Source organism: Mesorhizobium sp. M4A.F.Ca.ET.090.04.2.1 (genome assembly GCF_003999085.1).
GTDB lineage: Bacteria > Pseudomonadota > Alphaproteobacteria > Rhizobiales > Rhizobiaceae > Mesorhizobium.
The window spans coordinates 1-13,805 of record NZ_RZOT01000085.1; the positions used below are offsets into that span (position 1 = coordinate 1).

The window sequence follows — 13,805 nt, forward strand, 5'->3', positions numbered from 1 at the left end:
GTATTCGGTGTCGTTGGCGACGCGCACGGCCTCGTCCTCGCCTTTGACGCGGATGACCGGCTTGACCGGACCGAAGGATTCTTCAGCGTAGACGCGCATGGCCGGCGTGACGTCGTCGAGCAACGTCGCTTCCACCACAGTGCCGGCGCGCTTGCCGCCGGCGACAAGCTTCGCGCCCTTGGCGACTGCGTCGGCGACCAGTTCCTCCATCTTGTCGGCGGCCTGGCTACTGATCAGCGAGCCCAGCACGACGTGGCCGCGCGGATCGCCTGCCGGCAGTTGCGCGGCACGGGCGGCGAGCCTGGCGACGAACTCGTCGGCGACCTTGTCGTCGACGATCAACCGTTCCGTCGACATACAGATCTGGCCCTGATGCATGAAGGCGCCGAAGGTCGCGGCATTGACCGCCGCGTCGATGTCGGCGTCGTCCAGCACCAGTAGCGGCGCCTTGCCGCCGAGCTCGAGCAGGGCCGGCTTGAGATGCCTTCCTGCAAGCTCGGCGATGATGCGGCCGACCTTGGTCGAGCCGGTGAAGTTGACGCGCTTGACGGCCGGATGCGCGACCAGCGCTTCGACGATGCCGGCCGCGTCCTTCGGATCGTTGGTGACGACGTTGACGACCCCCTTGGGCAGGCCGGCCTCGACCAGCACCTGGCCGATCAGGCGATGCGTGCCGGGGCACATCTCGGAGGCCTTGAGCACCACCGTGTTGCCGCAGGCGAGCGGCATCGCTAGCGCGCGGGTACCGAGGATCACGGGTGCGTTCCAGGGCGCGATGCCGAGGCAGACGCCGGCCGGCTGGCGGATCGCCATGGCAAGCGTGCCCGGCTTGTCCGAGGGGATGATCTCGCCCGAGATCTGCGTCGTCATGGCGGCTGCCTCGCGCAGCATATTGGCGGCCAGCATGACATTGAAGCCGGCCCACGGCCCGGTCGCTCCGGTCTCCTCCATCATCAGCCTGGTGAATTCGCCGACCTTGGAGGCCATCACATCGGCGGCCTTGGAAAGCAAAGCGCGGCGCTCGCCTGGGCCGGTCCGCGACCAGGCCGGGAAAGCCGCGGCAGCGGCCTCAGCCGCGGCGTTGGCGTCGGCGATGCTGGCGGCGGCGGCGCGCGTCGCCAGCTTGCCGGTGAAGGGGTCCAGGCGGTCGAAGGAAGCCTTGCCCGCTGCAGTTCTTTCGTCGCCGTCGATCAGAAGTCCGATATCCATTGTTCTCTCCCTCGCTCCCGGTGGAGCGTTGCAAGTTCAGATTAGAAGCCGAGCACCTCGGCGTTGATCGAGGCTTCGAGGCCGCCGTCGACCGGCACGTTGGCGCCGTTGATCCAGCGCGCGCCATCCGAGCACAGGAACAGCACGACCGGCGCGATATCGCCCGACGTGCCGGCACGACCCACCCGCGAAATATCGCTGTCGACGCGGTCGTCGCCGAGCACGGCGCGGAACTGCTTCAGGATCGGCGTCTCGACCGGGCCTGGGCTGACCGCATTGACGCGGATGCCGCGGCTCTTGAAACGCTCCTGATGCGCGGCGCGGAAAGTCCACAGCAGCAGAAGCTCCTTCGAGACCGGATAGCCTTCCTCGTTCTTGACCGCATGGTCGGCGACCACCCTGGCGACATCGGGAAAGCCCTCGATGCCGATCATCGAAGCGGCGCGGTTGAGATTGGCGCGCCAGCCGAAGCCGGCGATCGAGGCGACATTGACGATGGCACCGCCTTCGCGAAGCTTCGGCGCCAGCGCCTCGGAAAGCGCACGCAGCCCGTAGAAATTGACGGCGAGCGTCGACACGGCGCCGGTGTTGCCGGAAAGGCCGGCGACGTTGCAGAGCGCATCGAGGCGCTGCGGCAGCCGTGCCACCAGTTCGTCGACGCAGGCCCTCGACGAGATGTCGGCCTTGACGAAGCTGCCAGCACTTGCTGCTGGCTCACGCACGTCGACGCCGATCACGTCGGCGCCGAGTTGGCCGGCGAGTTCCGCCGTGCGGGCGCCGATGCCGGAGGCGACGCCGGTGATGAGGATGGTCTTGCCGAAAAGCATGGTCAGGCCTTCTCCCGAGATGTCGTTGTCGGTGCCGGCGAAGCGGTCTCGCCCGTCGTTTGGGTCGAGTTGACGGGAAGCCTGACGCTATAGCCGACGGGCAGCAGGCGCAGCCCAAATCGCTCCTCCAGCGTTCCCCACAGGCCGCGCGGCAACAGTAGCGAGAAGGCGAGGGCCGTGGCGCCGAGGCCGATCAGGTACCAGACGCCGGCACCGCCGAACCAGGTCTCGATGAGGAAGAAGAGCAGCGCGCCAAGGATGGCGCCCTCGAAGGTGCCGATGCCGCCGACCAGCACCATGAAGATCATGTAGGCTGTCCACTGGACGCTGAAATAGGTCTTCGGCTGGAAGGTGATCGAGGTCGCCAGCCACAGCGCGCCGGCAACGCCGATGCCAAAGGCGGCGAGCACGAAAAGCAGCCGCTTGGTGCCGGTAACGCGCACGCCGACGGAGGCCGCCGCATCCTCGTTGTCGCGGATGGCGCGGATGGCGGCACCGGTGCTGCCGCGCAGCAGGCCGAACAGGACGGCAAGCAGGGCGGTCATCGACGCCAGCGCCAGCCAGTAGATCGCCACGCGTCTGGTCGAAGCGTCGTAGACGTTGAGCGAGATCAGCGACGTGCCGGTCTCGCCCTGCACCAGCCGGTCGAGGTTGACGAGGAGATGGGTGAGGGCCGCGATCACCCACATGCCGATGGCGAACTCGCCGTTCCTGAGCCGCAGCATGAACAGCGAGATCGGCCAGGAGACAGCGCCGACGACGATCGCCGAGACGAAGAGCGCGACGAAAGGATTGAGGCCGGCATCCGCCAGCCGGATGCTGAAATAGGCGCCGAGGCCGAAGAACACCTGCTGGCCGACCGAGACCAGTCCGCCGAAACCGGCGAGCGCGTTCCACATCGCCGCGAGGATCACATAGATGAACAGCGCGGTCATCCGGTCGACGGCGCCTGCCGACAGGAATTGCGGCGCGATCGCCAGCAGCGCGATGATCAGGGCCACCGCGATGGCGGCAATGCGCGAGGCGGCGGTGCCGCGCTCGATGACAGGGGAGGCGGCGCTCATGATGCCTTCCCCGCGGGCAGGCGCAGCAGGCCGCGCAGGCCGAGGCCGGAGGTGGACAGGCGTATGAACAGGGCGATCAGGAACGCGACATGGCCGCCGATCAGAAAGCCCTGCGGATGCACCTGGGCGCCGAGCGTCTGGGCGAGCGCCAGCACGATGCCGCCGATCAGCGTGCCCCACAGCGAGCCGGCGCCGCCGATGACCGCCGCCTCGAAGGCGAACAGCAACTGCGGCGCGCCGGCATAGGGATCGAAGGTGGCGCGCATGCCGAGGAAGGCGCCGGCGAGACCGACGGAGACCATGGCGATCGACGCGGCGACCGCATTGGCGCGGCGCGCATCGACGCCGACCAGGCCGGCGGTATCAGGGTCTGCCGAGGTCGCGCGGATCGAACGGCCGAGGCCGGTGCGAGTGAGGAAAAGCTGCAGCCCGCCAAGCAGCACCACGGCGGTGACGAAGATGATGACCGCGAGCTTGCCGACATAGATGCTGCCTGGCCATTCCCAGGAATCGTAGGAGAGGCTGCCGATAAAGGGCGCCAGCGAGCGCGTGTCGGCGCCGAACTGCTCGAACAAGAGATTGTCGATGACGATGGCGAGGCCGAAGGTTGTCAGGATCGGCAACAGCGCGCCGCCACGCGCGCTGCGTTCGAGCAGGAAGCGCTGCAAGGCCCAGCCGATCGCGGCCATCAGCGGCAGGACGATTAGCAGCCCAAGGAAGGGTGAAATGTGGAAGCGCGAGGCGAACAGCCACAGCGCGAAGGCTGACAGCACGGCGAGGCTGCCATGGGCGAGGTTGATGATGCGCATCACCGAAAACATGAAGGAGAGGCCGCAGGCGATCAGCGCGTAATAGCCGCCGAGCAGGATGCCCTGGACGATCTGGTTGGTCATGCCGGCATGCCTCCGGCGCCCTTCCGATGCAGGCCGAAATAGGCTTTCGTCACCTCGTCGCGCGACACGCTCTTGCTGTCTCCGGCAAGCGCGATCCGTCCCTCCAGCATGCAGATGACGTTGTCGGAGACGGAGAGGGCACGGTTGAGATCCTGTTCGACGAGGATGATCGTCGTACCGGAGCTGATCAGGCCGTGCAGCGAGGCGTAGACGCGGTCGACGACCAGCGGCGACAGGCCGAGCGAGACCTCGTCGAGCAAAAGCAGTTGCGGATTGCTCATCAACGCGCGGCCGATGGCGGTTGCCTGCTGTTCGCCGCCGGAGAGATGCCCGGTCTTGGCGCGGCGGCGCGGCTTGAGGTTCGGAAACGAGTCGAGCACCCTGTCGACGCTCCAGTCGCCGGGGCGGCCGGCGCTTCGTCCGAGCAGCAGGTTCTCCTCGACCGTCATGTCGACGAACAGTTTCCTGCCTTCTGGCACCAGCGCGATGCCCATGCCGACTCTGCTGTGCGAGGGCACGCCGCAAAGATCGACGCCATCGAATCGCACGCGCCCCGATGCCTGCGGATGCGCGCCGGCGATGGCTCTCAGCAGCGTCGTCTTGCCGGCGCCGTTGGCGCCGACCAGCGCCAGCGTCTCGCCGCGCTCGACGTCGAAACTCACGCCGCGCACCGCCTGCAACAGGCCGTGGCGGACAACCAGATCCTCGACCGAAAGCAGGCTCATTTCGGGCCTCCGCCGAGATAGGCGTGGATCACCTGCGGATCGGCCATGACCGATTGCGGCTCGCCGTCGGCGATGATCTTTCCCGCATCCATGCAGATCAGCCGCCCGGCCACCTGCAACAGGATGTGGACGATGTGTTCGATCCAGACGATGCCGATCTTCCGGCGCCGCAATTCCCTGATGGTCTCGACCAACTCGCCGGCCTCGCCGTCGGTCAGTCCGCCGCCGATCTCGTCGAGCAGAAGCAGCGTCGGCCTGGCAGCGAGCGCCCGGGCGAGCTCCAACCGCTTGCGGTCGAGCAGGCCGAGCGTCTCGGCACGGCGGTTGGCGACGCCAAGCATGCCGCACAGTTTCAACGAGGCAAGCGCCTCCTCATAGGCTTCGTCGCGCTTGAGTCCGGCGCCATGCGAGGCGGCGACGAAGACATTCTCGAACGTGGTCATGCCGCCGAACGGTTTCGGCACCTGATGCGTGCGCACGAGGCCGAGCCGGCAGCGCGCCGTTGCCGGCAGCGACGTGACATCGCCGCCCTTGAAGGCGACGGTACCGGCGTTCGGCGGATAGGCGCCGGACATCACGCTGAGCAATGTCGTCTTGCCGGCGCCGTTCGGGCCGACAATGCCGACCGCCTCGTCGGCCTGCATGGCGAAGTCGATGTCGTCGAGCACCACCAGCGCGCCGAAGCGCTTGTGGATGCCGGCGGCATTGAGGATCGCAGCGTTGGGCGAAATGGTCACGATGCGAACCCCGTCAGCAGTCCAATCAGCCGTTGTACGGCTGCAGCTTGGCTTCGACCGGCACCTTCGGGTCGGTGGCGTTTTCGGTCACCACATAGTCGAGCGCGAATTTGCTGCCCTCCTTCGCCGCCACCCACTGCGTGCCGATGATCGGGCCGGGCGAGACATTGGCGACTGGGCCGCTGGTAAAGTCGACCTTGCCGATCATCGTCTCGGTGTTGAGCGTGCTGAGAGCCTTCGCGACCGCCGCCTTGTCCTTGGCATCGGTGCTGGCCTTCAGCGCTTCGAAGCCGGCGTCGAGCAGCGACATCGAGGCGCCGAGCTGCTGCGTCCACTGCTTGCCGCTCGCCGCCTCGTAGCCGTCGGCCAGCTCGGTTCCGGAGACGCCGGTCAGCGGCGACTTGTAGGGGAAGGCCTTGTGCCAGTAGGCGGCGCTTGAAAGCTTCATGCCGAGATCGCCCAGCGCCTCGATATCGGACGGGAACAGGCCGGTCTTGGCGACCTGGGCGATCTTGATCTGCCGGGTCAGGCCCTGCTGCGCCGCCTGACGCCAGAACGCGGCGAAATCCGGCGGGATCGGGAAGGAATTGAAGATCTCGACGCCTTCCTGCTTGAACAGCGCGATCTGCGAGGAATAGTCGGTGGTGCCGGTCTCGTAGGCGCCGGGGTCGACGATGGTGAAGCCCTGCTTGGCGAGCAGCGGCGCAAGATGGGCACGGATGGCATTGCCGTCGGCGTCGTTCGGATACATGACGCCGACCTTCTTGTTGGTCTCGATCAGAGTCCACTGCGAGACATAGGCCTTGAAGAATTCGTCGACGCCGAAGCCGAAATGATAGGTCCATTTGAACGGCGAAGGCTGGCCCGGCTTGGCGCCGCGGCCGAAATACCAGGCTTCCCAAGGCATGACCGTCGACAGGCAAGGCACGCCGGCCGCTTCGCAGGCGTCGGCCACCGGGTTGATTACCTCAGGCGTGGACACCGCGAGCATCAGGTCGATGGCCTGGTTGTTTATCAGGTCCTTGGCGAGTTGGCCGGCGCGCGAGGGGTCCGACTGCGTGTCCTGGTCGAGGATCTCGACGCTGTATTTCTTGCCGCCGAGCTCGATGCCATTGGCGAGCGCCTTTCGGGCCAGGTCGAGCACATAGCCGTCGGTCTCGCCGAAACCGCCGAGAGGCCCGGTGCGCGGGCTGACGAAGCCGACCTTCAGGGTGTCCGCGGCCTGCGCGAAGGCCTTGCCGCGGCCGAGCGCAAGGGCCGCGCCGCCGGCCACCGAAGTGGCAATGAACTGGCGCCGCGACATGCCGGCGATAACGGGTTTGCTGCCGATAGTCTCAGTCATCTGCTCCTCCCTCAGTGGCCGCCCCACGCGGGCCGCAACCGGTTTTCCGGGTGCCGCCAGCCGGGGCTCGCCTTTGATCCTCCACGGTCACATTGCACTAGCGGTTTGGTTCGGTAAAATGATATTTTGCGGTGTTTCATTAACCCGTAGGTTACGAAAAGACACGCCGAACGGAGTCCGTTGTCAGGCGCTATGCCGTGCCGCCTCGCGGATCGTCTGCAGCAGGATGGAAAAGGCCGGAGAGGGAGCAGTGTCGGTGCGCATGGTCAGGCCGACCGGTCCCTTGGTCTCCTCGGTGTCGACTGGCAAGGCGACGAAGGCGCCGCTGGCGATCTCGTTGGCGACGACGCCGGCCGAGATGATCCAGACCGCATTGCTCTGGCGCATGAAGGAACGTCCGAAGGAATCCGAGACGGTCTCGATCTCGGTTTTGGGCGCGGTCATGCCATTGGTGATGAAGAGACGGTCGACGAAGGGACGGATGACGGATTCCCTGGTTGGCATCAGCACGGGGAACTCATCGAGGCGGGCGAAGATGTCGGCTCCCGGCTCCAGCAGCGGGTGCCCGTCCCGCACCACGAACAGCACCTGCTCGGAATAGAGATGCTCGAAGAAGAAGCCGGTCATGTTGTCCGGAGCGGCGAGACGGCCGACGACGAGGTCGAGCGCGCCGACTCGCAACTGCTCGAGCAGCACCGCGTTCTCGCCGGTGACGATCTTGATGGCGGCACCCGTGTTCTCGCTCAGGAACAGGCTCATCGCCAGCGGCATCACCCGCGCCGATACGGTCGGCAAGGCGCCGATGCGGATCGGATGGCGATTGATTGCGCCGTCCTGGCGGACGGAATCGACGCCGCGCTTCAGTGCCGTGATCGCCGTGCCGGCATGGCCGAGGAAGATCTCGCCGAGCCGCGTGACGCGGATGCCGCGGCCGTCGCGTTCGACGACGGCGATGCCGAGCGCCTCTTCCAACTCGCGCAATGTCTTGGTCACGGCCGGCGCGCTGACATGCAGGAATTCGGCCGCCCTTGCCACGCTGCCTTGCCGCGCCACTTCGAGAAACGCTTGCAGGTGTCGGAAGCGGATGCGGCTTTCGGCCATGGTTCGATAACCTCGGAGTTAATGAAACGCCGCAAAATATCATTTTACCGAACCAAATACCTAGTGCAAGCTAACATCGGAGGATCGAAATCGTGCCATTCGTCAGCATTGGCGGCGTTACGCTGCACCACCGCTACAGGCCGGGGACTGGCAATGCGTGCCCGATCATATTCATGAATTCGCTGGGGACCGACTTCCGGATCTGGGACGAAATTGTCTCGCTGCTCGGCGATGAAATGCCGACGCTCGTCTATGACAAGCGCGGGCACGGGCTGTCCGACATCGGCGGCGTCAGCTCGATCGACGATCATGTCGATGACCTCTGCGGCCTCGTCGATCACTTCGGCCTGGCCAAGGTCGTGCTGTGCGGCCTGTCGGTCGGCGGCCTGATCGCGCAGGGGTTCTATGCGCGGCGCCCCGAAAGCGTTGAGGCCCTCATCCTAAGCGACACGGCGCACAAGATCGGCACGGCCGACAGCTGGAACACACGCATCGCGACGGTCGAAAGCAAAGGCATCCAGGAGATTGCCGACGCCGTGCTCAAGCTGTGGTTCACCCCTGCCTTCCACGCGGAGCGTTCCACCGATCTCGACGGCTGCTGGAACATGCTGACCAGGCAGCCGCTCGCCGGCTATATCGGCACCTGCGCCGCCGTTCGCGATGCTGACTTCACCGAGGCCGCGCCCCGCATCGCGGTGCCCACGCTCTGCATCGTCGGTGACCAGGACGGCTCGACGCCGCCCGATCTCGTGCGCTCGCTTGCCGATCTCATCCCTGGTGCGCGCTTCGAGGTGATCCGCAATGCCGGCCACATTCCCTGCGTCGAGCAGCCCGGGCCGTTTACCGGGCTGATCCGCGATTTCATCGCATCGCTTCCCAGCGGAAAGCAAATCCATGGATGACATTTCCAAGAACACAACCCGATACCGGACCGGACTTGAGGTCCGGCGATCCGTGCTCGGCGATTCCCATGTCGACCGGGCCGAGGATGCGGCCACCGATTTCGACCGGCCGTTTCAGCACCTGATCACCGAAGCCGCGTGGGGAACGGTGTGGGCGCGGCCGGGCTGGTCGAAGCGCGAGCGCTCGATCGTGACGCTGGCGCTGCTTGCGGCACTCGGCCATGACGAGGAGGTGGCCATGCATGTGCGCGCCACCGCCAACACCGGCGCATCGCGCGACGATATCTGCGAGGCTTTCCTGCATGTCGCGATCTATGCCGGCGTACCGGCCGCAAACCGCGCCTTCAGGATCGCCAAGGAGGTGTTCGCGCAGATGGACGAGAATGCCCATGCCTGAGTCGGGCTCCAACCGGGCGCCGGAGACCGGCGCCTTCTTCCAGCGCGATCGCCTTTGGCATCCGCCGGCTTTCACGCCGGGCTACAAGAGTTCGGTGCTGCGCTCGCCGCAAAAGGCACTGCTTTCCTTCGACAACACGCTGTCCGAACTCACCGGCCCGGTGTTCGGGCACGCCATGCTCGGCGAGTACGACAACGACCTGATTCACAATTTCGCCCAGCCAGGCGAGAGCGCCATCGGCGAGCGCATCATCGTGCATGGGCGGGTGCTCGACGAACGGGGCAAGGGTGTGCCGGGCGTGCTGCTCGAATTCTGGCAGGCGAATGCCGGCGGCCGCTACCGCCACAAGAAGGACAGCTATCTGGCGCCGCTCGATCCGAATTTTGGCGGCTGCGGCCGCACCATCACCGGCGACGACGGCGGCTACGCCTTTCGCACCGTCAGGCCGGGACCCTATCCGTGGCCGAACGGTCCGAACGACTGGCGTCCTGCCCATATCCATTTTTCGGTGTTCGGCCAGGGTTTCGCGCAGCGGCTGATCACCCAGATGTATTTCGAAGGCGATCCGCTGATCTGGCGCTGCCCGATCGTCGGCGGCATTTCCGACAAGGCAGCCATCGAAGCGCTGATTGCTACCCTCGACATGCAGTCGACGATCCCGATGGACGCGCTCGCCTACAAGTTCGATATCGTGCTGCGCGGACGTCGCTCGACGCTGTTCGAGAACAGGCCGGAGGGCAATTGATGGCGCAATCGCTCGACCGGCTGAAGGAAAGCCCTTCGCAGACCGCGGGACCCTACGTTCATATCGGGCTGACGCCGAATTTCTGCGGCATCGGCGGCGTCTATGAAAGCGACCTCGGCTCGACCATGGTCAATGGTGAGACCAGGGGCGAGCGCATCGAGCTGCGTATCTGCGTTTTCGACGGTGCCGGCGCGCCGCTCAAGGACGCGCTGATCGAGATCTGGCAGGCCGATGCCAACGGTTTCTACAATTCGCCGGCCGAATTGCGCGGCGCTGCCGATCCGAGCTTTTCGGGATGGGGCCGGAAGCCGACCGACATGGAAACGGGCGTCTGCCTGTTCCAGACGATCAAGCCCGGCCGCGTGCCGTTCCGCGACGGGCGGCTGATGGCGCCGCACATTACGCTGTGGATCGTGGCGCGCGGCATCAATATCGGCCTCCATACCCGGCTCTATTTCTCGGACGAGGAAAAGGCCAATGCCGAGGACCCGATCCTTGCCCGCATCGAGCATCGCCTGCGCGTTCCGACGCTGATCGCCAAGCGCCAGGGCGACACCTACGTCTTCGATGTCCACCTGCAGGGCGAGAAGGAGACGGTCTTCTTCGACAGCTGACCGACCGGAACATGACCGTATCGCCCTTCGATCATCCGCTGCTTTCGGCTCTCCTCGGCGACGAGGAGGCGGCAAGGCATTTTTCCGTGGAAGCCGACATCGACGCGATGCTGGCTTTCGAGCGCGCCCTGGCCGAGGCCGAGGCCGAGTGCGGCGTCATTTCCAACGACGCCGCAACGGCAATCGGCTCGGCTCTGACCTCGTTCCGGCCCGACACGGCCAGGCTCAGGGCCGGCGTTGCCAGAGACGGGGTCGTGGTGCCGGAGTTGGTACGCCAGATCAAGGCCGCCGTCGGCGAACCGCACAATGCGTTCGTTCATTTCGGCGCGACCAGCCAGGACGTCATCGACAGCTCGCTGGTGCTGCGGCTCAGCGGCGCGGTCGACCATATCGGCCTGCTGCTCAGCGAAAACATCGTGCGGCTTGCGGGCCTCGAACAGGATTTCGGGGGCAGGGCGCTGATGGCGATGACGCGCATGCAGCCGGCAATCCCGATCACGGTTGGAGATCGGATTGCCTCATGGCGGGCGCCGCTGGAGCGTCACCAACTCAGATTGAAGGAACAGTCCGCGCGGCTGCTGGTCGTCCAGTTCGGCGGCGCGGCCGGCACGCTCGATAGACTCGGCGACAAGGCTGCGTCCGTGCGCGCGGCGCTCGCCGCCAAACTCGGCCTCGGCGATGCGCCGCAGTGGCACAGCCAGCGCGATGCGATAGCCGAGTTCGCCGGCTGGCTGTCGCTTGTCACCGGCAGCCTCGGCAAGTTCGGCCACGACATCGCGCTGATGGGGCAGGCCGGTACGGACATAAAACTGTCCGCGGGCGGCGGCTCGTCGGCCATGCCGCACAAGCAGAACCCGGTGAAGGCGGAGGCGCTGGTGGCCCTTGCCCGCTTCAACGCCACCCAGCTTGCCGGCATGCACCAGGCGCTGGTGCACGAGCAGGAGCGCTCTGGCGCCGCCTGGACACTGGAATGGCTGATCCTGCCGCAGATGGTGGTGGCGACAGCGGGAGCACTCCGGCTCGCCGCGGAGCTTGCCGGACAGATCGAAAGCCTCGGACACTGATGCGTACACAGGTTGTTATCATCGGCTCGGGCCCATCCGGCCTGCTGCTCGGCCAGTTGCTCGCCACCATCGGTGTCGAGACCGTCATTCTCGAACGGTCGAGCCGGGAGCATGTGCTCGGCCGGGTGCGCGCCGGCGTGCTCGAACAGGGGACCGTCGACCTGCTCGGCGAGGCGGGCGCGGCAGACAGGCTCCATGCCGAAGGACTGCCGCATTCCGGCATCTCGCTCGCCTTCGACGGTCGCTTGCACCGCATCGATCTCACGGCGCTCACCGGCGGCAAGCATGTCACAGTCTACGGCCAGACCGAGGTGACGCATGATCTGATGGACAAGCGCGAAACGGCCCGGCTGGTCACCGTCTACGAAGCCGCGAACGTCGCGCCGCATGATTTCGATGGCGCGGCGCCTTTCGTCACCTATGACAAAGACGGTGTCGGCCACCGCATCGACTGCGACTTCATCGCCGGCTGCGACGGCTATCACGGCGTCAGCCGCCGCTCGGTGCCGGAGGGCACGCTGAAGACCTTCGAGCGGACCTATCCGTTCGGCTGGCTTGGCGTGCTGGCGGAGGTGCCGCCGGCCGACCACGAACTGGTCTACGCCAATCACGAGCGCGGCTTTGCGCTGTGCTCGATGCGCTCGCCGCACCGCAGCCGCTACTATGTGCAGTGCCCGGCGGACGAGCGCGTCGAAGCCTGGTCCGACGACCGTTTCTGGGACGAGTTGCGCCGGCGCTTGCCGCCGAAGACAGCGGCGTCCGTCACCACCGGGCCGTCTTTCGAAAAGTCGATCGCGCCGCTGCGCTCCTTCGTCGCCGAGCCGATGCGCTTCGGAAAGCTGTTCCTGGTCGGCGACGCGGCCCATATCGTGCCGCCGACCGGCGCCAAGGGCCTCAACCTCGCCGCCAGCGACGTGCGCTATCTCTTTGCCGGGCTTCGTGAATTCTATCGCGAGCGGTCGCAGGCAGGGCTCGATGCCTATTCAGGCAAGGCGCTGGCCAAGGTCTGGAAAGCAGTGCGCTTCTCCTGGTGGATGACGACGATCCTGCACCGCTTTCCCGAGACGGGCGAGTTCGGCCAGCGCATCCAGGAAGCCGAGCTCGACTATCTCGTGCATTCCAAGGCCGCTTCGACGGCACTGGCCGAAAACTACGTCGGCCTGCCGTATTGATCGGAAGCAGTCGTCAGACGCGTTCCAGCGCGATCGCAATGCCTTGGCCAACGCCAATGCACATGGTGGCGAGCGCATAGCGGCCGCCGCGCTCGCGGAGTTCGAGCGCCGCCGTGCCGGTGATGCGGGCGCCCGACATGCCGAGCGGGTGGCCGAGCGCGATCGCGCCGCCGTTCGGATTGACGTGCGCGGCGTCCTCGGCGATGCCGAGCTGGCGCAGCACCGCGATGCCCTGCGAAGCGAAGGCCTCGTTCAACTCCACGACCTCGAACTGCTCGGGCGTCAGGCCGAGGCGGGCGCAGAGTTTCTTCGTCGCCGGCGCCGGGCCGATGCCCATGATGCGCGGCGCGACGCCGGCGGCAGCACCGCCAAGGATGCGGGCGATCGGCGTCAGGCCATGTTTCTTCGCGGCTGCTTCCGAAGCGATGACGAGGGCGGCCGAGCCGTCATTGACGCCGGAGGCGTTGCCGGCGGTCACGGTGCCACCCTGGCGGAACGGCGTAGGCAGTTTGGCCAGCGCCTCGATGGTGGTGCCGGCGCGTGGATGCTCGTCCTTGCCGACCACGATTGCATCGCCCTTCCTTTGCGGGATCGTCACCGGCGTGATCTCCTTCGCCAGCCGGCCATTGGCCTGCGCTGCGACCGCCTTGTCCTGGCTGCGCACGGCGAAGGCGTCCTGGTCGGCGCGTGAAACGGCAAAGTCCTCGGCGACGTTTTCGCCCGTTTCCGGCATGGAATCGACGCCATACTGTTTCCTCATCAGCGGGTTGACGAAGCGCCAGCCGATGGTGGTGTCGTGGATCTCGGCGTTGCGGGAGAAGGCGGTGTCGGCCTTGGGCATGACGAACGGCGCGCGGCTCATCGACTCGACACCACCGGCGATCATCAGCTCGGCCTCGCCGGCCTTGATGGCGCGCGCCGCGATGGTGACGGCATCCATCCCCGAGCCGCAGAGGCGGTTGACGGTGGAGCCCGGAATGTCCTGGGGCAGGCCGGCGGGCAGCAGCGCCATG

15 protein-coding genes are annotated in these 13,805 nt (G+C 66.3%); 6 read left to right on the forward strand and 9 right to left on the reverse strand.

Features of this window, described 5'->3' with window-relative positions:
• The 8 genes from EN781_RS08755 to pcaQ form a co-directional block, all read right to left on the reverse strand.
• Positions 1–1,209: aldehyde dehydrogenase family protein (locus tag EN781_RS08755; protein WP_127399907.1), on the reverse strand; the 1,209-nt coding region annotated here is incomplete at its 3' end.
• 41 nt (positions 1,210–1,250) lie between these two features.
• Positions 1,251–2,036, reverse strand: coding sequence for a coniferyl-alcohol dehydrogenase (locus tag EN781_RS08760; protein WP_126058982.1), 786 nt, complete (start codon positions 2,034–2,036; stop codon positions 1,251–1,253).
• 2 nt (positions 2,037–2,038) lie between these two features.
• Positions 2,039–3,100, reverse strand: a complete 1,062-nt coding sequence (locus tag EN781_RS08765; RefSeq protein WP_126058983.1) for a branched-chain amino acid ABC transporter permease — start codon at positions 3,098–3,100, stop codon at positions 2,039–2,041.
• Positions 3,097–3,993 carry a branched-chain amino acid ABC transporter permease gene (locus EN781_RS08770; protein ID WP_126058984.1) on the reverse strand — a complete coding sequence of 299 codons (897 nt, stop codon included), beginning with the start codon at positions 3,991–3,993 and terminating at the stop codon, positions 3,097–3,099. The genes EN781_RS08765 and EN781_RS08770 overlap by 4 nt, the downstream gene beginning before the upstream one ends.
• Complete coding sequence (locus tag EN781_RS08775; protein ID WP_126058985.1) at positions 3,990–4,718, reverse strand: ABC transporter ATP-binding protein; 729 nt, start codon at positions 4,716–4,718, stop codon at positions 3,990–3,992. The genes EN781_RS08770 and EN781_RS08775 overlap by 4 nt, the downstream gene beginning before the upstream one ends.
• Positions 4,715–5,449: an ABC transporter ATP-binding protein gene (locus EN781_RS08780; RefSeq protein ID WP_281034365.1), complete on the reverse strand. Its 735-nt coding sequence runs from the start codon at positions 5,447–5,449 to the stop codon at positions 4,715–4,717. The genes EN781_RS08775 and EN781_RS08780 overlap by 4 nt, the downstream gene beginning before the upstream one ends.
• Before the next feature lie 31 nt (positions 5,450–5,480).
• Positions 5,481–6,797, reverse strand: a complete 1,317-nt coding sequence (locus EN781_RS08785) for an ABC transporter substrate-binding protein (RefSeq protein ID WP_189347420.1) — start codon at positions 6,795–6,797, stop codon at positions 5,481–5,483.
• A gap of 183 nt (positions 6,798–6,980) precedes the next feature.
• A complete protein-coding gene (pcaQ, locus tag EN781_RS08790; protein ID WP_126058987.1) occupies positions 6,981–7,898 on the reverse strand; it encodes a pca operon transcription factor PcaQ in 918 nt (305 codons plus the stop codon).
• A gap of 92 nt (positions 7,899–7,990) precedes the next feature.
• On the opposite strand from pcaQ, the gene pcaD reads away from it, so the two are divergent.
• Genes pcaD through pobA form a run of 6 tightly spaced genes read left to right on the forward strand, consistent with a single transcriptional unit; the run spans position 7,991 to position 12,792 of the window.
• A complete protein-coding gene (gene pcaD / locus EN781_RS08795; RefSeq protein ID WP_126058988.1) occupies positions 7,991–8,800 on the forward strand; it encodes a 3-oxoadipate enol-lactonase in 810 nt (269 codons plus the stop codon).
• Positions 8,793–9,197, forward strand: coding sequence for a 4-carboxymuconolactone decarboxylase (pcaC, locus tag EN781_RS08800; protein ID WP_126058989.1), 405 nt, complete (start codon positions 8,793–8,795; stop codon positions 9,195–9,197). The genes pcaD and pcaC overlap by 8 nt, the downstream gene beginning before the upstream one ends.
• Entirely contained in the window at positions 9,184–9,942 is a 759-nt protein-coding gene (gene pcaH, locus EN781_RS08805) for a protocatechuate 3,4-dioxygenase subunit beta (RefSeq protein WP_126058990.1), read from the forward strand. The genes pcaC and pcaH overlap by 14 nt, the downstream gene beginning before the upstream one ends.
• Positions 9,942–10,556 (forward strand): protocatechuate 3,4-dioxygenase subunit alpha, encoded by a 615-nt coding sequence (gene pcaG / locus EN781_RS08810; protein WP_126058991.1) that lies wholly within the window; start codon positions 9,942–9,944, stop codon positions 10,554–10,556. Before pcaH ends, pcaG begins: the two co-directional genes overlap by 1 nt.
• Positions 10,557–10,567: 11 nt before the next feature.
• The gene (locus tag EN781_RS08815) at positions 10,568–11,620 is read left to right on the forward strand and encodes a 3-carboxy-cis,cis-muconate cycloisomerase (RefSeq protein ID WP_126058992.1); all 1,053 of its coding nucleotides are present in this window, start codon (positions 10,568–10,570) and stop codon (positions 11,618–11,620) included.
• Positions 11,620–12,792 (forward strand): 4-hydroxybenzoate 3-monooxygenase, encoded by a 1,173-nt coding sequence (gene pobA, locus EN781_RS08820; RefSeq protein ID WP_127399908.1) that lies wholly within the window; start codon positions 11,620–11,622, stop codon positions 12,790–12,792. The genes EN781_RS08815 and pobA overlap by 1 nt, the downstream gene beginning before the upstream one ends.
• 13 nt (positions 12,793–12,805) lie before the next feature.
• On the opposite strand, the gene EN781_RS08825 is transcribed toward pobA, so the two are convergent.
• The coding region (locus EN781_RS08825) for an acetyl-CoA C-acyltransferase (RefSeq protein WP_127399909.1) at positions 12,806–13,805 on the reverse strand (1,000 nt) is incomplete at its 5' end.

What these genes read in the sequence shown, in the direction of transcription:
- EN781_RS08815 (WP_126058992.1), top strand. Translation starts at nt 10,568, where the DNA reads ATGACCGTATCGCCCTTCGATCATCCGCTGCTTTCGGCTCTCCTCGGC.
- EN781_RS08765 (WP_126058983.1), bottom strand. Translation starts at nt 3,100, where the DNA reads ATGAGCGCCGCCTCCCCTGTCATCGAGCGCGGCACCGCCGCCTCGCGC.
- EN781_RS08770 (WP_126058984.1), bottom strand. Translation starts at nt 3,993, where the DNA reads ATGACCAACCAGATCGTCCAGGGCATCCTGCTCGGCGGCTATTACGCG.
- pcaQ (WP_126058987.1), bottom strand. Translation starts at nt 7,898, where the DNA reads ATGGCCGAAAGCCGCATCCGCTTCCGACACCTGCAAGCGTTTCTCGAA.
- pobA (WP_127399908.1), top strand. Translation starts at nt 11,620, where the DNA reads ATGCGTACACAGGTTGTTATCATCGGCTCGGGCCCATCCGGCCTGCTG.
- EN781_RS08785 (WP_189347420.1), bottom strand. Translation starts at nt 6,797, where the DNA reads ATGACTGAGACTATCGGCAGCAAACCCGTTATCGCCGGCATGTCGCGG.
- pcaG (WP_126058991.1), top strand. Translation starts at nt 9,942, where the DNA reads ATGGCGCAATCGCTCGACCGGCTGAAGGAAAGCCCTTCGCAGACCGCG.
- pcaC (WP_126058989.1), top strand. Translation starts at nt 8,793, where the DNA reads ATGGATGACATTTCCAAGAACACAACCCGATACCGGACCGGACTTGAG.
- EN781_RS08775 (WP_126058985.1), bottom strand. Translation starts at nt 4,718, where the DNA reads ATGAGCCTGCTTTCGGTCGAGGATCTGGTTGTCCGCCACGGCCTGTTG.
- EN781_RS08760 (WP_126058982.1), bottom strand. Translation starts at nt 2,036, where the DNA reads ATGCTTTTCGGCAAGACCATCCTCATCACCGGCGTCGCCTCCGGCATC.
- pcaH (WP_126058990.1), top strand. Translation starts at nt 9,184, where the DNA reads ATGCCCATGCCTGAGTCGGGCTCCAACCGGGCGCCGGAGACCGGCGCC.